Source organism: Clostridium sp. 1001271st1 H5, from assembly GCF_005845215.1.
In the GTDB taxonomy this organism is placed as follows: domain Bacteria; phylum Bacillota; class Clostridia; order Lachnospirales; family Lachnospiraceae; genus Enterocloster.
Map to the genome: position 1 here is coordinate 1 of NZ_SPHO01000008.1, position 19622 is coordinate 19622.

Consider the following 19622-nt stretch of genomic DNA (forward strand, 5'->3'; position numbering starts at 1 on the left):
TCTGTCATTTGTACCTGGTGTACCGGTTTCTTTTCTCTTGCCATAATAAAAGGCCTCCTATGATTTTTTATTTTATCATAGAAGACCTTTGGCTAATACCTATTTACAGAAAAATTTTCATACACTCTGGTTAGCCGTCATCGGGCATGACGGCCACTCCTTCTCCCAATATCTTATCCGCAAAAACAGAGTCCCCTGTTTCTTCAATCAGAATAGCCTTACCATTTATTGGCGATTTTATTTCATGGATTTTATTGTGAGTTTTATTTAACATTACCTTTCCTTCCTCCTGTCAATAGTGGTTCGCTTACATGAATCCGAAAATACTGTATCAATGGTCCGTTAAAAAAAGCATTGCACACGGTTCCGATTCCTATAATGAGCCAGACGTTATTACCTGCCGCCAGACAGAATTCCACTCCAATCACAACGATTGTCACGTCTGTGATGACACGTGCATACTGAAAGGGGATTTTTCCTTTTGTGCCTTTTTCTATGATGAGCGCAACACTGTCATAAGGCGCAATCCCCATCTCGGCCGCCATATAGAACGCCACGCCTAAGCCTGCAAACAGGCATCCGATGGCCAGGGCTCCTATTCTCATAGGCAGGGACATGTGTATCCGCAGCGTCTCCTGTGCAAGCCAGCATATAAAATCAGCGCCATATCCCACGAAAACCATATTAACGATTGTCCCTGCGCCGATGCATTTCCTGACCGTTAAAAAGACTACAATCAGTATGCACCCATTCATGATAAGCTGCCATGTGCCGAAGCTCATTCCTAAGAAACCGCTGATTCCCAGATTCATACAGGTAAATGCGTCCACCCCGAATGCGCTGAGCCGGTAACATCCGACGCAGATGCTGATAAAAAGAATCCCTGTAAGCATCATCAGGCACCGCTTTATGAAATACTTCCGGGATGTGTCCATCACTCAATCCCCCTTTTCTCCGCCTTAAGGATATAAAGCCTGGATTCAAAGTCACGGCTCATTTTTTCGTCACCCTGCGCCTGCCCTGAGGAAATGTCCGTTGTAATCAGCCCCGCATACATCAGTTCATCCCCATAACAGGATTTTCCGCTTCCACTGACGGCGTATTTTGTTCCGGGATCCAGCCCCTTAAGCTTCAGCCTTGTAAATGGGAGATTGATGCCGTTCAATACCCTGTACCAGCCCACGATTGCTTCCTTTTTGTCACTGTCCACCACCATCCAGGCCGCAGTGTTATGGCTGAAGGGGCTTTCCAGCCTGTAGAAAGTCCCGAACTGAAGTAAATGCCGGTACTGCTTCATAAATATGATTTCTTCCCGGACAGCTTCCAGCTCTTCACTGGACAGCGCATTAAGATCCAGCTCATATCCAAATGTCCCAAAATACGCTACATTCGCCCTTGTGCTAAGCGGCGTGTCCCGGTTCACCTGCTGATTTGGCGCTACAGACACATGACTTCCCATACTACTGACAGGATAGCAGTAGCTGGTTCCATATTGGATTTTTAGCCGTTCCATGGCATCCGTATCATCACTTGTCCACCCCTGGGGCGCGTAATAGAGCATCCCGGGGTCAAACCTCCCGCCTCCGCTGGCGCAGGATTCAAAAAGTATCTGCGGAAACCTTCCTATCAGCCTTTCATATAATTCATATACCCCAAGAATATACCTGTGATATACTTCGCCTTGTCTGTCAGCCGGAAGAGTGTTGGAAAAACATTCCGTGATGCTGCGGTTCATGTCCCATTTGATATAGGATATGTCTGCATCCGATAATAACGTTTCCATCATGGAATAAATATAATCCACCACTTCTTTTCTTGAAAAATCAAGCACATATTGGAACCGGCCATGTGACTGCCTGCGCTCTGGCGCAGCGATAATCCAGTCCGGATGCTGACGGTAGAGGTCTGAGTCTTTGTTGACCATTTCTGGCTCAAACCAGAGTCCGAATTTCATTCCGATTTCCTCTATTTTTTTGGAAAGACCTGTAATTCCCTGGGGAAGTCTCTTGGTGTTGGCAAACCAATCCCCCAGACCGGCGTGTTCATTGCTCCTTTCACCGAACCAGCCATCATCCAGGACGAACAGTTCAACTCCGGTTTCTTTTGCTGTTCTCGCAATTTCCAGCAGTTTCTCCTCTGTAAAATCGAAATAGGTCGCTTCCCAGTTATTGATAAGAATCGGACGTTCCCTGTCCCTCCAGTACCCTCTTGCCAACCGTTTTTGATACAGCCTGTGGAAGGTCTGGCTCAGATGGTTGAGGCCTTGATCCGTATATACCATCACGGCCTCCGGAGTCTGGAAACTCTCACCCGCCTCAAGCTTCCAGTCAAAGCATGACGGGTGGATTCCCATAAGCACTCTCGTGGTGTCATAGGTATCCACTTCTGCCTGTGCGAGGAAATTCCCACTGTAGATAAGGCTGAAGCCAATTGCCTCTCCCTGGAATTCGTCTGTATCAGGTCGTTTCAGAATAACAAAGGGATTATGGTTGTGGGAGGAATTCCCGCGCATGCTGCCTACGGACAGGATTCCCTGTTCCAGCTGCCTTGTTTTTGGGTACCTCTCCCTGGCCCATGCGCCAGAGAACTGCATCCAGTCATAGCAGCAGTCAGGCAGATCCATGCACAGGCTCATAGCCGAGGTAAGATGCAGCGTCTCTCTTCCATGATTGGAAAACCGCGCACTTCTGGCAATGCTCCCTCCTTTTGCAAAGATGGTATAGAGGAGTTCCAGGCGGAGCCCCGTAACAGGGTCCTCAAGTCCGGTTATGAGCGTGGACGCCTCGCCGGCATTTTCCGTATACGTGGCAGGCAGCCCTTCCAGAATGGGCTTTCCGGATTCTATACGGTAGTCCCGGAAGCAGAATTCCGAAATCCTGCTCCCATTCTTCTGCACGACTTCCGTTGCAGGCGTCCTGTAATCACTGGTTCCGAAAACAGCATATTCCTGCCTCAAGTGCTCCATGGAGAACCTTTTGTCCACATCAAAGACACAAGATGACATAGGGCGCGTTGCTGTTTCCACTAAATGGGAATAATCTTCCCTTTCCCGTATCTTCTTTCCGAAGTAAACCTGCCCCAGTTGTCCGTTAGGGAGCACTGTCATGATATAACTGATATCATCATTATATAAGTGAAATGTATCTGCCGCCTTATTTACAACTATATTCATAAAATCTCTCCTATTGATATGTGCTTCCTGTTTTAGAGATCCATCCCGATTTCTCTTTTTGCCATATGCATTTCATTAACCCGGCATGTCACTTCTTCCATATGTACACCCTTCAGATTATAGAACCTCTTATAAATCAGGAAGCTGACCACTGCCAGTGCAATCGGAATTATAATCATGAGCACACGGATTCCATTGACAGTTGCCGCGCTCTGTACATCCAGTTTTGCATTATAGCCAACAATCTGCAGTCCTACGCCAGTAAGCCCGCCAGCAGCTGCCATGGCCGCTTTCATAAGAAAGGTTTGTGCGGAACAGGTAATACTTTCATTCCTGACCCCGAATTTTACCTCGCCATAGTCAATGACATCCGCCATACAGCAGGTGGTCACTCCAATGGACAACCCCGAGCCTAGGAACATCAGTCCACAGCACACAACGATGAGTGTCCTGCTTTGCGGGGCTATATAGCCTATAGCCCCAAGGGCAGTAAGTCCTGAAATTACGAATCCGCAAGCAAGTGCATATACTTTCTCCCTGCTGATTCTGGATGCAATCTTTGGGAAAATAACAAGCCCGAGCATTTCAGCAACGATTGCAGACCCGAAAATAGAATAAAGATACTCATCCCCACATACGTTTTTAAAATAATACACTGCAAACCCCTTTGCAATCTGAGTGCATAGATTGAAGGTAAGAAGAAGTCCGATGAAGGCCAGAAGCTGGTCATTTTTTGTGATTACATTCAGTGCCTGACGGATGCTTGTTTTTTTTGTATCTGATTTTAATGTGGACTCCTCCTTTACGTTGGCGACGGTAATCCCAATTGTTACAATGAATATCACTGCAATTGCGATTGCAAAATACGTGTAACCCTGCTCTGCCAGAAGATTTTCATTTCCCGCCATCCTGTTGAACGCGTTAATGATATACAGGCCGAATGTTGCGACGCAGAACCCTGCAAGGCTGGCAAAAAATCTCGGGACTACGGAAATTTTTTCCCGCTCATGGGGGTCGTTGGTCAGATTAGGAAGCCATGACCAATAGGGAACATCCATGATTGTGTAAGTCATGCCATACAATATGTACATTATGGATACATACGCATAGAGGGCGGTCCCCTCCAGTCCGCAGCTTGTAAATAGTAAAACAAATACCACTGAATTAAGAAGTGTGCCGACAATAAGCCAGATACGGAATTTCCCGTGCCGGGTCCTCGTGTTGTCAACAATCATTCCCATGAAAGGGTCGTTGACTGCATCCCAGATTCTTGCCACCAGGAATAAGATACCGACAAAGGCTGGGGCAAGATATAATGTATCTGTCAGATATAACATCAAAAATGAACCTACAAGATTTACAATTGCGTCTTTTCCGATTGCGCCAATCCCAAAACAGTATTTTTCTTTAGTGGAAACATGTTTATACTGAACATTAATAGTTTGTTTATCATCACCCATGACATTTCCTCCATAATCATTTCTGTGTGTTTAAGAAGATGCGCAGCCTCTTTATGATTTTATTATAAGTCGGATTTTGGTTTTCAACAGGTGCAGGTGTACCTAAAAACAGTCAAAATGTACGCTATTAAAAAACGCCCCTTGTTGTTAAAGGGCGTCCAGTGTTTCTTTTTTGGTGGCGAGTTCATTTTTCCGGCTGTCCCAGTTTTCCTTCCTGTACTGGGATGGTGTAATTCCGGTTTTATTCTTGAATAACTTGGAGAACGCAAGCGTGTCCATATAACCGCAGGACTGTGCGATTCCTTCTATTGGTAGTTCCGTAACGGACAATAGCTCCTTTGCCCTTGTAATACGGTAATTGATTAGATATTCCTGAGGGGACAGTTCTATATTTTTTGTGAACAGCGTATGCAGATATCCGCGGCTTACGCCCACGTATGCGGCTATATCCGAGACATGGATTCCATTGGGGTAGTTATTCTGGATATACTCCACGGCTCTCCGTATATACACGTTTTCTGTAGCATTTTCAGGCGCATTGCGGATTTCAATATCCCTGGCAAGGACTGCAAAAAAGGAATACAGAAAACTCTGGCGAAGAAATTCATTTTCTAAGGAATATGTATTCCTCTTCAGGATATTAACCAGCATGAGTTTCAGTTCCGGTAGATGAGAACAGCAAAACGTCTTCCGTCCATTTCCCAATCCAATCTCTTCCAGATATTCCTTTGCACGTGTGCCGGCAAAACCAATCCACAAGTAGGTCCATGGATTTTCCTTGTCCGCCTCATAAAAAGTCTGTACTTCCGGCTCTATAAGGAACCCTTGTCCGGCCTCTAATTCATAGCGGTTATTATCCTCGATATATTTTCCCTTACCTTCGAGGATGAGATGTATGAGATAATTGGGCCGGACCGCCGGTCCGAAATTATGCAGCGGCTCACATTTGGCATATCCGCAGTAACACAGATAGAAATCAGAAAAGTTCCTGTTCCTTAGCTGAAGTACATATGCGTCTTCCATATATAGTCCTCCTTAGAAAATCACAAAACCGTTACGCAGGGCTGTAAGCTGTGTCTATCTTTATTTTACAAAAAGAGAGTTTTTTTTCAAGTGATCTTTCGGTCTTTGACGATACTTTAGCAAAATAGAGTTTATCACCGGAAGTGATTATGATGAATAGAAAAGATTTACTGCATTGACATTTTTAAGTTAAATGGCATATGGCGTTATTAGAAAAAGATTGTTTATATCTGTAAAATAGTTTATAATATGATTAGCAGAAAGGTATGATGTATGAGAATATATTTGGATAATTGTTGTTACAAACAGATAGGTCAAGTCCAGGCTGGATAATTCCAGACTGGACTTGACCTGTTTTAAAATGCCGGCAGTGGTATTCCAAATCCCCTAATCTGCCTTATTAGCAGCTTTTTGATAACTGACGAGTGAGAGAATCAAGCTTCCAAATACCGCAATGATAATCAAAAGCCAAACCGGAGGCTCAATTGTGAGTGACAATACCAGAGGAACGAACAATGCAAACACCGCAGTTTTAGGCTGCTTCATGATATAGGATGCAAACGTCGCACCGAAAATCGCAGTTCCAGCGTATTTGGTCAACGCACTGACAATGAACTCTGGCAGAATTGCCACAACTGTAGCACCGGTAAACGCAGCCAATGTGGTAAAAAGCAGGTTGGTGATGATGGAACCACAGATGCTGATTGTTGAAACAATCTCTCCCTGTATGGAACCGGGCTCACTCTCTGTTGCCTCTAAAGCCAGGTTCGCACAAGGCAGACGCATATTGGCGATGTTTCCCACAGTAAATCCCAGATAGGTCCCTGAAATCCCTAAGGCCGCATAGTAGGATACAGGTTCCACAATACAGAATGCGCCAAATGCCAGCATAATTAAGCCGTATGCCTTCAGCACCAAGGCCACGCCAGGCCAGCAGTCATATGTTTCGCAGAGCCAGATAATGGGAATGAACGCTGTAATAGCGGTTAAAATAGTAGTGGGCGTGCCGATTTTGATGCACGATTTTTTCCACTGCGATAAAATATTATGATCCATTTAGGTACACTCCTTATATGTTGGTGAGTATTTTTTGTGGCAATCAAGCTACCACAGTGTCATAGATTAAACCGCAGAGCATTCCGACAAGCATCGCAATACCCAGAGCGTATTCCATGATTCTTGGTACCTTTGGGGCAAGAATTTTAGAAATCACAATCATACTTACCGCGCCCGCAATGCCCGCAATCGAGCTGTTTACACCTTTAAGAATTTCATTCTGGTTCAGGTAACCAAAAATGCCACAGCCACAGGCCGTGCTGAAAACAGCGAGCCTTTTCGGGTCTCCGCGGCTTACTGTATCCTTCATCTTTTCCAGGGCAGGGGTGGCACATCCAATCAAAACCAAAGTCGTTGCACCATAGAGAGTCATGCCAAACCAGGAAACGGCCATGATGGCAGGCGTATAACCCTCTCCGCCCAATTCCACGCCTGCGGCTGTTGCGCCAAACGTAGCGTTTGAGAGCTCGGTTGCCGCAGAACCAATGATAGAGAGCCGCAGCCAGCTCAACGGCCCGCCAATCGAAGTCATAAGGCCTACCATGACAATGAACACGCCGAGTGCCGGTCCAATTGCAGAAACCAGGCCAATTCTCATGGCCCTGTTAGTTACCTCGGGAGCAAGACTGATTTGTTTAGCTGTTTTCTTGGCCAAACGCATGAAAAGCATGGCCTGTGCCAATACTACAACAAGTGTGATTCCGCATAAAGGCCATAAGATGGCAGAATTGGCTATTGATAATGTATTCACGTTGTAATCCTCCTAATAATTAATTGCAGCAGTGTGAATTTGGATATAACGGACGTGTGGGTGTCATGCCTGATGAAATGGCATTACAGCTCCGCCAGCAGCTTCAGGAGCACCTTATAAATCTCATCAAACGAATCCCGGTAAAGCATTTCGTCGCTGGAATGGTATTTTTCAATCCGCGGTCCGATGGTCACAATATCCATGTTCTCATCCATATGGCTCATAAAGCCGCACTCCAGGCCTCCGTGGTTAGCCAGAAGGCCAATCTCCTTCCCCGTCACTGCGTGATATGCCTCTCCCAAGGCGTCTCTCAAGGGAGAATAATCCTGATAATCCCATCCAGGGGCCCTGGCCCCGATATGGCTCTGCCAATCAAAATAATCTGCCATGGTCAAGATTTCATCCATAATCACATCAATATGGATATCCAACGCACCTCGTACAAAAAATACAGCAGAAATCGTGTCTTCATTTGTATCAATGATACCAAGGTTACTGGAAGCAACCGTTAACCCTGTAACCTTGAGGCTTTGATGTCTAAACCCGTCCGGTAACATAAACAAGAAATCCAGCGTCCTGCGGCTGTCTTCAAGCGAAAACACCTGGTAATGCTCTTGGCAACATTCTACACACGCTTGAACGGACGGATCGCTCCATTTCAGTTCCTGCTGGATTGATTTGATGGTCGATTCCGTTATCGCACTTATACTGGCGGCATCCATATCCGACGCAAAAATCACATCACAATGATTGGGAATAACATTCACCTTTCCGGGACAGCTCATTTCCGCTAGCTGAATCCCCCCGGCTTTCTGCATCTGAAATAAAATGCGGGCAGCCAGTTTAATGGCATTTCCGCGCTCCAAATGAATTTCGGTCCCAGAATGTCCGCCCTGTAAACCGAAAACCTTTAATGAATAACAGGGCCAATGTGTTTCTGCTTTGGGGCTTGTATGGCAAATCTCAAGAGTCTGCGTGCCTCCGGCAGAAATATATGTAGTGCATCCACTCACATCGTCTAAACCCACCATTCTCCTTGCAGAGATGTCCTGCTTATCCAACACTGATGCGCCGATACAGCCAACCTCTTCCTGTACGGTAAACACGCACTCAAGCGGAGGATGCGCTATGGAGTCATCAGCCAAAATTGCCAACATATATGCAACACCAACGCCATCATCCGCACCCAGAGAGGTACCCCGTGCCCGTATTTTTCCATCTTCTACATACAGGTCCAACGGGTCTGTTTCAAAACAATGGCTGCTCCCAGGCACTTTTTCACAAACCATATCCATATGGGCTTGTAGCATGACTGGCGGATGCTGTTCATATCCCTCACTGGCATTCTTGTAAATAATCACATTGCCAATCGGGTATTGCTTATATCTTAAATTATGTTCCTGTGCAAACCTGACAATATAATTACTCAAGGGCGCTTCGTGATACGACCCATGTGGGTACTGCGAAATTTGTTGAAAGTAGTTCTCATGTAGTCCGTCTGGCTTAAAAATAGATTCCATAATTCTCCCCTCTAAGATGTTTTCGTTTTTCCTTTACATATCTTTTGCGGCTCTTAAGGCATTTTGTTGTCGATAACAATCTGCGTATTTTACCTCCTTCCGAATTATTTCACAAGCTGATTCCGCATCGGCTCCTGATTGCCAACTACCAATTATAAATCCACGCCACCTTAAAGCATTAAAGGCCAATAGCCCTATCTGTTCTCAGCTGGCATACGGTATATGGCCAATAAAGTATTAATACTTTTAATATAATATTTCATTTTTTGATTTATATTTAATATAATACAATTTACTGCTCAAAAAGTCAATAATATGTTTCACTTTTTTAAAATATTATTCATTTTTCACAATTTATGAAAATGTTTTTACCAATAATGACTAAGAACCAGGTTAATCTCCGAAAACAAGGAAATACTATCTGGGCTGATATATCTTAACTGCTACACAACAGAATCAATCGAACCGACTCATAGGTCACAGGTTTTTGTAAAGGACCCCTTGAAGATAATTTCTTCTGGGGTCCCTATGCTGCCGGAACGTTTGGAGTATGGATATTTAAAAAAGAAGGGAGGAATTTTGGAAAAAAATGTGGGAAGATTGTGGAGTATCTGTTCTGCCATGTCAAAGAGGAACTGGGAGAAAACTGGCAATCAGAGTAAAGGAGTTTAGAAATATCATTATTCACATATATCAATTTGTCAGTATTAGGTATCGGCAATTTAGGTAGAAGAAAATTATGAATAAGCCTTTGCAGCATTATCATAGATTTGAGCTGCGGCTACTCTAAGGACAAGAGTGAAGGGAAGACATTGTTTTTCTTTCACTCCTGTCCTTTTTAACTTATCGCACGGCATAACCCAGAAGATTGGATAACTTGCGGCCGGAAGAGAGCACCATGCTGCTGATTTCCTCCTCCTCCTGGGATGTAAGGCTTGAGCCGCTGACGCTGATTGAACCGATGGGCCTGTTGGAGAAATCCATGATGACTGTACCTACACAGAACACATGGTACTCGTTTTCCTCCTTATCCAGGGCATATCCACGCTGGCGGGTCAGACCGATATCCTGGAGGAACATCTGCAGGTCCGTCAGTGTATTTTCCGTAAGAGGCTGGATATTCATCTTTTCCCACTTTTCAATGATTTCACCGTTGGAATAGGTGGACAGGAGGGCCTTGCCCGCACTGGTGCTGTATAAGGGGGAACGGTGCCCCACACTGGTATATACGGAAAAGGACATGGCCTCCTTTCCGATGCTCTGCAGGCATAAAAGCTGGTTGTTATCCTCCACGGAAAACTGGGCAATACGGCCGCTTCTGCTATTTAAGTCCACCAGTGTGGATTTAATCAGGGACAGCTTGTCCAGATTCTGGACAGCGTTTAATCCCACCTCATATGTCTTGAGGGTCAGGGAGTAATCCCCATTCTTCTCATTCTTTGCAAGATAGCCATTCTGCACAAGGGTATATACAAGGCGTGAAAGGGATGCCTTGTTCACCTTTATTTCCTTATTCAGTTCTGCAAGGCTCATGCTGCTCGCACGCCCTATTGTTTCAAGAATCTGAAAGGCCCTGTCTACGGCCTGTATGGTTTCTATCTTAACTGCTCCGTCTGCCATTGTAAATCCTCCTTAAAAATGATAAGTATCATATTTTGATACGGTCGTTACAGTATTTATACTCTATTATAGGAGAAAGTTTATATATTTGCAAGCACAAAAAAATAAATGAAATTTATTTGCAATAAAGTTAAAATAGTACTTGAAAAATAATTATAAAGATGATATTATGAAATTACAAAATAAAAAGTGAAACGAAATAATAAAAAATGTAACAAAATAATAGGAGGTAGAAATGGCAAAAGCAAAAGCAACGGCAGATGTAAATCTCTGCAAAGGATGTCGTCTCTGCGTGGGTGCCTGTCCTGTTCAGGCGATTGAGCCACTTGGGGAGATTAACAAAAAGGGGTATGAAATCATTCGTATTAACGAGGATGCCTGCATTGGCTGCGGGCGCTGCTACACGATTTGTCCGGATTATGTATTTACCATTAGCACTGTAAATTAACAGGGGAGGAAAGAAGAGACATGGGTGAAAAATTTAGGCTTATGAAGGGGAATGAAGCGATTGCAGAGGCGGCGCTGAGAGCCGGCTGCCGCTTCTACGCAGGATATCCGATTACACCTCAGAGTGAGATACTGGAATATATGTCCGCTAACATGGCTGACCGGGGTGGTGTTTTTATTCAGGGTGAAAGTGAGATAGCCAGCATGAGTATGCTGTGGGGCGCGGCTGCCTGTGGGGAAAGGGTCATGACCAGTTCCTCAGGACCAGGATATGACTTAAAACAGGAGGGCATTTCATATCTGGCATCCTATAACCTGCCTGCCGTTCTGGTTGATGTCATGAGATACGGAGTGGGCGACGGTGAGATTACCGAGGGCCAGGATTCCTACTGGGAGGCTGTGCGCGGAGGCGGACACGGTGACTCCAGGCAGATTGTACTGACACCTGCATCGGTGCAGGAGTGTGCAGACCTTACATATCTGGCCTTTGACCTGGCGGAGAAGTACCGGACGGTTGTCATCATCTTAAGCGATGGCGGCATAAGTCAGATGATTGAGAAGGTGGTCCTGCCGGAGGCAAAGGAGCATGACAAGGATAAGTTTGACTGGGCCATCAAGGGTTATAAGAAGCTTGATGAGACGAAGGTTAAAGTGACCAATCTGGACCGTTCCATGAATTATGCGGACTATGACCATATGGTCCAGACCAAGTTCAAGGAGATGCATGACAATGAACAGCGGTGGGAGGAATTCATGGTAGACGATGCAGACCTGGTCCTGGTGGCATACGGCATCTCATCCAGGATATGTAAGTCGGCAGTCCGCCGTGCAAGGTCACAGGGCCTTAAACTGGGTCTTATACGTCTTATCAGTGCGTGGCCGTATCCGGAAAAGGCATTTAAGAATTTACCGGCCAGCGTGAAGGCTCTTGTTTCGGTCGAGATGAGCCTGTCCGCACAGATGGGCCAGGATGTCTGTCTGGCCACCAGATTTACCCTGCCTGTATATGCCTATCTGACATCCAAGTATGTTCCGAAGACACAGGGAATCGTGGATTACTGCAAACGTGTACTCGAAGGAAAAGAAAAGGAACTGGAGGTTTACTAATATGGCTGTTAAGTTAACAAAACCGGAAATGATTAACCAGCAGGTAGGCTGGTGCGGCGGCTGTGGACATGGCATCATCCAGAGGCTGATTGCGGAATGTTGTGAGGAATTAGGAATCGTGGAGAAAACCGTGCAGGTAGTGGATATCGCCTGCGCTTACTGGTCTATCGACACTTTGAACTGTGACGGCATTGCAGGACCTCACGGACGTTGTGCTGCTGTTGCAACGGGAATCAAGAAGGTACGCCCGGAAGCCAATGTATATGTACATGCAGGTGACGGATGTTCCTATGTAATCGGGCTTTCAGAGACGTGTTTCGCTGCCCAGAGGAATGTTCCCATAACCATGATTGTGGTGAATAACGGAATCTTCGGCATGACAGGAGGCCAGATGTGCCTCGCCACCACTCTGGTGGGGGATAAGACTACCAGCAGCAAGAAGGGAAGGGACGACCGCGTTGCAGGCGAACCATTCGACATGCTTAACATCATCAGCCAGTATCCCATTGAATATGCTGCCCGCGGGGCCCTGTATGACCCCCAGCACATTAATGAGACAAAGAAGATGATTAAGAAGGGCTTTGAGAACCAGAGGGACAACAAGGGATTTTCCATTATTGAGGTCCTGTCGCCCTGTCCTACCAACTGGAAGATGACTCCGGTTGACGCAATGAAGAAACTGAAAGAGGAAAATGAAAAGGTATTTCCGGTAAAAGTGTACGTAGATCATACAAATAACGGGGGTGTGGCAAATGGCTGATATAATGTTTGCGGGAATCGGCGGTCAGGGCGTTTTGACAGCCGGAAAGGTTTTAATTCAGATTGCTGCTGAAAACGGGAAGAATGTGAGCTGGACCAGTGAGTACTCCGCAGAGATGCGCGGCGGTATCGCACTCTGCCGCGTGGTTGTCTCAGACGAGGAAATAGGCAGCCCTTATCCGGATACCCTGGATGTGCTGGTGTGTATGAATGAGGATGCATACAATACATATATTGACCAGGTGGCGGAAGGCGGAAAGGTCATTATCAACAGTTCGCTTTTTAGTGACAGGAAGTATCCGGAGCATGTGGAGGTCATAGGAGTTGACGCCATGGGGATTTCTGCTGACCTGCACAACGCAAGAGGGGCCAACCTGGTCATGATGGGGGCTATGATTTCAGCTACCCGGATGATGGATAAGCAGCAGTTTTCCGATACCTTAAAGGACTATTTTGACCATAAGGGCATACCAAGTGAGAAGAATGTGCAGTGTTTTGAGGCGGGGTACGAGAAAGCGGGGAAGATTGGCTGATTAGGCAGTGCATAGATTATGGGAGGAAGGGTTTTGGCATGAATCTTAGAAAATTATTAAAACCGGGAACCATTGCGATTGTAGGCGCCAGTGAGAAGGCTGGTTTCGGCGGTGACACGACCAGGAACTATCTTAAGTTTTCGAGGAATTTAGATAAACTTTATCTGGTGAATCCCGGAAGGGATACCATATTCGGACATAGAGCCTACCACTCCCTCTCTGAGATAGAGGGGGATGTGGACCTGGTCATCCTTTGCACGCCTCAGAAAACAATCATTCCTTTATTGGAGGAGGCAGCAGGTAAGAACTGCGGCGGGGCCGTGGTGTTTGCCAGCGGCTATAGTGAGGTGGGGCCAGAGGGCAGGGAACGCCAGAAGGAACTGGTGGAGGCCGCGGACCGTCTCGGTATTGCGGTCATGGGGCCCAACTGTGCAGGCTTTGCCAATTTTGTGGATGGAATCTTCGCCTTTGCATTCTTGGTGGAGGAGCGTGAGCGCCGGGGAAATATCGGCATGATTTCACAGAGCGGGCAGATTGTCCTTGGAGGTCTGGACAGCCCCAACATGGGTTTCAGCCATGTGATTTCATCCGGTAATTCCTGTAATGTGAAGGTGGAGGATTATCTGGATTTCCTGGTGGATGATGAGGACACCAAGGTGGTGGCTGCCTATATGGAGGGAGTCACCAGACCGGATAAGCTCTTGGCCGCCTTTCAGAAGGCAGCACTGAAAAAGAAGCCGGTGGTGGTATTAAAGACAGGCCGTTCCAGCAAGTCACAGGAGCTGGCGGCTTCCCATACCGGTTCCCTGTCAGGAGCCGACAAGGTGCTTCGGGCCGTGTTCAGACGGTACGGCGTGGTGGAAGCCAGCGATTTGGAGGAACTCATGAGCCTTGCAGCCGCATTTTCGTGGCTGGAGGAGCTGCCGAAGGGTGAACGTTGTGTATTCATGAATGTGTCAGGCGGTGAGGCCGGCGTGATGGCGGACCTGGCTGAAGAATACGGCATCACACTGGCAGAGATGGGACGGGAGACAAAGGACTATCTGCGTACATTGGTGCCTGATTACGGGTCCGTGAATAATCCCTTCGACATGACGGCAGGTATAGGCTACAATACCCCTGTCATGGTCCAGGCCATGGAGGCTATTTCAAAGGATGATAATGTGGATGCCATTGTGGTGGCCTATACCATCACACCGGAGATTTGGGACGACACCATCTCCCACATGGTGGAGGCGGTTTCCATTGCACGCCGGAAAGAAGGGTTAAAACCTGTCTTCTGGATTCCGTTCATTGAGCACACAAGGCACCAGGGAAGTGCGGATGTTTTAAAGGCCTCAGGCACCCCATTGCTGCCCACTGGCCGGTATGGCTGCAATGCCCTTAAGAAGATACTGGACTTCGCAGTCCGTACATTTGAACCCATGACACCTGCTATTCCGGAGAAACGGCATAGTGTTTCCCACAGTCTGAGTGAGTTCGAGAGCCTGAATTATCTGACGGAACATGGTGTACCGATTCCCCCACAGGCAGTTGCGGCAACGGCTGACGCCGCAGTGGAGGCAGCCGGGAAGCTGGGATATCCCCTGTCCGTGAAGATTCACTCTAGGGATATACAACATAAGTCGGATGTGGGCGGGGTGAAGTTGAATATAGAGAATGAGGCAGAGCTGCGGGCAGCGTTTGACACAGTCATGGAGAACTGCGCTAAAAATGCTCCCAAGGCAAAGCTGGAAGGTGTCCTTTTAAAACCCATGCTGAAGCCAGGTACGGAAATGATTATCGGTGTCAACAATGACAAGGATTTTGGACCCATGATTATGGTAGGAATGGGCGGCGTGTTTGTAGAGCTGTTTAAAGATGTACAGCTTGCGCCGGCACCTCTTACCCAGGGCCAGGCTGAGCGTATGATAGAGAATCTGGCCTCATATCCATTGTTAAACGGCTACCGGGGAGGTGCAGTCTGCGATAAGGCTGCGCTGGCAGAACTTCTTGTTAAAATAAGCCGGATGGCAGCAGAGTGTAAGGACACGGTAAAGGAGTTGGATATCAATCCTGTTTTCATAACGGAAGATGGTGCAGCCATCGCTGATGCCTTACTGGTCGTTTATGATGACTGATACGTATAACAATTAGTCCTGGAATTGGCTTTATGTGAATATGAATATGTAACCGGAAACAGGTATGCGCGAAGAAGTTTGTCGCGGATACCTGTTTTTGGTGTTGTTTTCTAAAAAAATCCGGGTTAAACAAAGAATATTGGACAATGTTGCTAAAAACATGAGCGTAGTTTAGATAAAATGAACAATATTTTAATAATACGAAACAAAATATTGACATTTTAAAATAAAACTGTATTATATTAAATATAGATATAAAAAATGAAACGATAAATAAAAAAATGAAACAAAGTAGAATGATGTGGAGGTAAGTTGAATGAAAACGAAACCAAAAGAACTGGTCAGCTCAGAGGCATCTCCGGCGTTAGGGCCATATTGCCATGGCCGTAAATATGGGGATATGATTATTACATCCGGTCAGATACCGCTTACAAAGGACGGGGAATATGTTTATGAGATTAAAGAGGCTACAACCCTGGTTCTAAAGAATCTGCTCAGCATTGTAGAGGCAGGCGGGGGATGCAGGGAGAGCGTTGCCAGGGTGGATGTTTATATTAAGGACCTGAAGGACTTTGACCAAATCAACGAGGCATACAGGGCGTTCTTCGGAGATCACAGACCTACCCGTGTCTGTGTGCAGGTGGCCGCACTTCCGGAGGGCGTTCCGTTAGAAGCTTCCATGATTGCGTTTGCAGAGGGGAACGCGAAGGAGTAGTAATGAAGGGAACAGCAAAAGAACTGGCAATACTGGCGGCAGGATGTATACTATATGTGGTATCTACTATTCTGATTAATCCGGTGGATATTGTTCCAGGAAGCGTCCTTGGGGTATCGGTAGTTGCACACAGCCTTCTGGGGGTGTCCATAGGAACCGTGAATTTGATTTGCAATGTCCCGATTATGATTTTCTGCACCATGTGTTTCGGGAAAAAGATACTTATTTATACAATCATGATTATAATCAGCACCTCTGTCATGATTGACTGGTGGCTTCCGTTTTTTCCATCTGTTCTTATACAGCACGGACTGCTGCTGGCAATCCTTGGGGGTGTTCTCATGGGAATCGGCGCAGGGCTGTTGATGCGGGCCGGCGGTACCATGGGAGGGACGACGGCTATTGGGAGAATCCTTGAGAAAAGGAATCCGAAGCTGAATATGGGGAATGCATTGTTCATCATGGATACAGCCATCATTATTGTGGGTTCAATCCTGCTGAAAAGTTTTACAGGGTTGTTATATTCGGTGGTCTATACTCTGGTATGTTCCAAGGCAATCGGAATGATATATTCCTGTAAAAGGGTGCATTGACAATGTGATTATATAACAGGAGAGGTTATAAAACATGGATAATAAGACAAAGGATAGTCGAAAGATAAATAAATGGGCGTTCTGGCCGGCAATCGTCATTCTGCTGACCTTCATTTTAGCCGGTGTGCTGTGGACAGAACAGGTTGGAGCCGTCATGACAAAGCTGCTTTATGCAATGGCGGATTACTTCGGGGCATACATAAACCTGCTGTCACTAACATTCATCATTCTTGCTGTTGTATTTTTGGTTGGAAGATACGGCGATGTGATAATTGGCGGTGAGGATGCCAAACCGGAATACAGCATGGCTTCCTGGTGCGCCATGTCCATCTGTTCCGGCATCGGAACAGGGCTTCTGTTCTGGGCCATGGGAGAACCCATCTTCCACTATATGCTGACTCCGGCCGCCATCGGGGAGCCGGCCAGCAGGACCGCAGGCATCTTTGCCGTAGCCCAGGCCATGTGGGACTGGAGTTTTGTACAGTACTGTATGTACGCAATTTGTGGAGCTTCTTTTGCAATCATCTGCTACAACCGCAGGAAGAGCTTATCCTTTAATTCCATTGTGGAATGTGCCACAGGCAAAAAGAAACCATGGTTAAACACGCTGGTGACCGCTGTTGTTATCTTCTGCCTTATGGGGGCCACATCCAACTCCATGGGTGTGGGACTGATGCAGATTGGCGCAGGGCTTGAGGCGGCGTTAGGCATACCGCAGTCCGCAGTGACCTGGCTTTTTGCGGCGATTTTTGTCACCACGATGTTCATCCTTTCCTGTGTTTCCGGTATAGGAAAGGGACTTAAGCTGGTATCATCGGCCTGTATGTATTTCTTCTTTTTCCTGCTGGCCTATGTATTCATCTTCGGAAATACGGAATTTATCACAAAGATTACTTCGGAGTCAATCGGTTTTATCGTGGACCATTGGGGGACTCAGACCACCATGGCCAACGCCATGGCCGCCGGTGATAAGTGGTTTGCAGACTGGATTGTTCAGTACTGGGCCTCCTTTATCGTATATGCGCCTGTTATCGGAATGTTCCTTGCACGTATGGGAAAAGGCCGCAAGGTCCGTACCTTCATGCTGGTTCAGATTCTGGTCCCATCCATTTTCTGTATTCTGTGGATTGGCGTATTCGGCGGACAGACCATCTATCTGCAGACATCGGGTACTCTGGATGTTTGGGAAGCAGTAAACAAGTCCGGTATGCAGGCAACTGTGTTCCAGATTATAGGTACCCTTCCGTTCAGCAAAATCATCACTATTTTATTCCTTTGTACTGTGACTTTGAGCTTCTGTACACTGGCTGACCCCATGGCATCGGTTGCGGCAACCCTGTCGGTAAGCGGGCTTTCAGCCGAGGATGAGCCGCCAAAGAAGCAGAAGATATTAGTTGGATGTATACTGGGAGGCACCGCATATACGCTGGTTGCTACCGGAGGCATCAATTCCGTTAAGGGTATGTTTACTCTGGTAGGCCTTTTACAGAGCATTGTGCTGATTATGTGTGCCGTTGTACTGTTCCGGTATGCCCAAAAATGTTATTTCCTGAAAAACTCCGGTTATATTGAGACTCCGGAAGAGGTGGAGGAATGATTGCCTGATTGAGATTGATATTTATTAATATGCCAATAAAGAAACAGAAACCAAAAGGAGGAAGTAAAAATGAGTTTTAAGAGAGTGATTAATGTAGTAGAGACTCATGACGGGGAGCCTATGCGCGTTGTTACAGGCGGTGTCGGACATATCCCGGGCAACAGTGTATATGAGATGGAGGAGTATTTACGGCTGTATAACGACGGACTGCGCAAGTTCCTGCTTCGTGAACCAAGAGGATACCCGCCCATGTGCTGTAATATCATCGTTCCGCCAAAGCATCCGGATGCAGCAGCAGGATTTATTATTATGGAGCAGACCGAATACCCCATGATGTCCGGCGGCAATGTGATTTCTGTGGCTACGGTTCTTCTGGAGACAGGAATGATTGAGATGAAGGAACCCTATACTGAGTTCCAATTGGAGGCTCCTGCCGGATTAATCGGCATCAAGGCAAAATGCGAGAATGGAAAGGTGACGGAAGTGACATTCAAGAACGTTCCTGCTTTTGCGGTATACACAGACACGGAAATCACGGTTCCCCATATCGGCCATGGTGTGGAGAAGGTGAAGGTGGATGTTGCCTGGGGCGGGATGTTCTATGCAATGGCGGATGTGCGCCAATTCCCATGGATTGAGCTTACACCTGATATGGGACGTGAGATTACCCGCGTATCCTCCCTCATTCTTAAGGCAGCCCAGGACCAGCTGCCGGTAGAACATCCGAACTATCCTGGTGTGGGAATCACCATCTCCCAGCTGTTCGGACCTACGGATGATCCAAAGGCAGATATACGAAATGCTGTTACCGTTGCCAGCGGCGCCGTGGATTTTGACAATCCGTCCACTTGGATTGGCGCACTGGACCGCTGTCCATGTGGAACCGGCACATGTGCCAGAATGGCTGCCATGTATGCAAAGGGTGAGTTGAAATTGAACCAGCCATTCCGCCACCAGGGACTGTTGGGGGTTGTGTACAAGGGAGAGCTGGTTGAGGAGACAGAGATTGGCGGACACAAAGCGGTAATTCCCACCATCGCCGGAGAGTCCTGGATTTATGGATATGGCAATCTTGTACTGGATTCCACTGATCCGTTTACAGAAGGGTTTACAATTGGCGATATCTGGGCATAGAGATTCGTTGACTCA

18 protein-coding genes are annotated in these 19622 nt (G+C 46.7%); 9 read left to right on the forward strand and 9 right to left on the reverse strand.

Annotation, left to right across the window (positions count from 1 at the left end; all coding sequences use genetic code 11):
* Positions 1-130: 130 nt before the first annotated feature.
* The 9 genes from FGS84_RS13370 to FGS84_RS13410 form a co-directional block, all read right to left on the reverse strand.
* Positions 131-274, reverse strand: a complete 144-nt coding sequence (locus FGS84_RS13370; protein WP_243129969.1) for a PTS glucose transporter subunit IIA — start codon at positions 272-274, stop codon at positions 131-133.
* Entirely contained in the window at positions 264-935 is a 672-nt protein-coding gene (locus FGS84_RS13375; RefSeq protein ID WP_138309047.1) for a hypothetical protein, read from the reverse strand. The genes FGS84_RS13370 and FGS84_RS13375 overlap by 11 nt, the downstream gene beginning before the upstream one ends.
* Complete coding sequence (locus FGS84_RS13380) at positions 935-3172, reverse strand: alpha-galactosidase (protein WP_138309048.1); 2238 nt, start codon at positions 3170-3172, stop codon at positions 935-937. The genes FGS84_RS13375 and FGS84_RS13380 overlap by 1 nt, the downstream gene beginning before the upstream one ends.
* Positions 3173-3204: 32 nt before the next feature.
* Entirely contained in the window at positions 3205-4632 is a 1428-nt protein-coding gene (gene melB / locus FGS84_RS13385; protein ID WP_138309049.1) for a melibiose:sodium transporter MelB, read from the reverse strand.
* A 147-nt stretch (positions 4633-4779) separates the two neighbouring features.
* Positions 4780-5655, reverse strand: a complete 876-nt coding sequence (locus tag FGS84_RS13390; protein WP_138309050.1) for an AraC family transcriptional regulator — start codon at positions 5653-5655, stop codon at positions 4780-4782.
* 387 nt (positions 5656-6042) lie between these two features.
* Complete coding sequence (locus FGS84_RS13395; protein ID WP_138309051.1) at positions 6043-6711, reverse strand: hypothetical protein; 669 nt, start codon at positions 6709-6711, stop codon at positions 6043-6045.
* Between the two features lie 43 nt (positions 6712-6754).
* The gene (locus tag FGS84_RS13400) at positions 6755-7462 is read right to left on the reverse strand and encodes a DUF5058 family protein (RefSeq protein ID WP_138309052.1); all 708 of its coding nucleotides are present in this window, start codon (positions 7460-7462) and stop codon (positions 6755-6757) included.
* Positions 7463-7545: 83 nt separating this feature from the next.
* A complete protein-coding gene (gene pepD, locus FGS84_RS13405) occupies positions 7546-8982 on the reverse strand; it encodes a beta-Ala-His dipeptidase (protein WP_138309053.1) in 1437 nt (478 codons plus the stop codon).
* Positions 8983-9825: 843 nt separating this feature from the next.
* Positions 9826-10602: an IclR family transcriptional regulator gene (locus FGS84_RS13410; protein ID WP_138309054.1), complete on the reverse strand. Its 777-nt coding sequence runs from the start codon at positions 10600-10602 to the stop codon at positions 9826-9828.
* A 235-nt stretch (positions 10603-10837) separates the two neighbouring features.
* Here FGS84_RS13410 and FGS84_RS13415 point away from each other — a divergent pair, with 235 nt between their 5' ends.
* The 9 genes from FGS84_RS13415 to FGS84_RS13455 all read left to right on the forward strand — a co-directional run bounded on the left by FGS84_RS13415 (position 10838) and on the right by FGS84_RS13455 (position 19607).
* Positions 10838-11050: a 4Fe-4S binding protein gene (locus FGS84_RS13415; RefSeq protein WP_138309055.1), complete on the forward strand. Its 213-nt coding sequence runs from the start codon at positions 10838-10840 to the stop codon at positions 11048-11050.
* 20 nt (positions 11051-11070) lie between these two features.
* The gene (gene vorB / locus FGS84_RS13420; protein WP_138309056.1) at positions 11071-12156 is read left to right on the forward strand and encodes a 3-methyl-2-oxobutanoate dehydrogenase subunit VorB; all 1086 of its coding nucleotides are present in this window, start codon (positions 11071-11073) and stop codon (positions 12154-12156) included.
* 1 nt (position 12157) lies between these two features.
* Positions 12158-12916 carry a thiamine pyrophosphate-dependent enzyme gene (locus FGS84_RS13425; RefSeq protein WP_138309057.1) on the forward strand — a complete coding sequence of 253 codons (759 nt, stop codon included), beginning with the start codon at positions 12158-12160 and terminating at the stop codon, positions 12914-12916.
* Complete coding sequence (locus FGS84_RS13430; protein ID WP_138309058.1) at positions 12909-13448, forward strand: 2-oxoacid:acceptor oxidoreductase family protein; 540 nt, start codon at positions 12909-12911, stop codon at positions 13446-13448. Before FGS84_RS13425 ends, FGS84_RS13430 begins: the two co-directional genes overlap by 8 nt.
* A 38-nt stretch (positions 13449-13486) precedes the next feature.
* A complete protein-coding gene (locus tag FGS84_RS13435; RefSeq protein WP_138309059.1) occupies positions 13487-15568 on the forward strand; it encodes an acetate--CoA ligase family protein in 2082 nt (693 codons plus the stop codon).
* Between the two features lie 316 nt (positions 15569-15884).
* Positions 15885-16283: a Rid family detoxifying hydrolase gene (locus FGS84_RS13440; protein ID WP_138309060.1), complete on the forward strand. Its 399-nt coding sequence runs from the start codon at positions 15885-15887 to the stop codon at positions 16281-16283.
* Positions 16284-16285: 2 nt separating this feature from the next.
* Positions 16286-16876: a YitT family protein gene (locus FGS84_RS13445; protein ID WP_138309061.1), complete on the forward strand. Its 591-nt coding sequence runs from the start codon at positions 16286-16288 to the stop codon at positions 16874-16876.
* 34 nt (positions 16877-16910) lie between these two features.
* Positions 16911-18473 (forward strand): BCCT family transporter, encoded by a 1563-nt coding sequence (locus FGS84_RS13450; RefSeq protein ID WP_138309062.1) that lies wholly within the window; start codon positions 16911-16913, stop codon positions 18471-18473.
* A gap of 69 nt (positions 18474-18542) precedes the next feature.
* The gene (locus FGS84_RS13455) at positions 18543-19607 is read left to right on the forward strand and encodes a proline racemase family protein (RefSeq protein ID WP_138309063.1); all 1065 of its coding nucleotides are present in this window, start codon (positions 18543-18545) and stop codon (positions 19605-19607) included.
* Positions 19608-19622 lie beyond the last annotated feature (15 nt).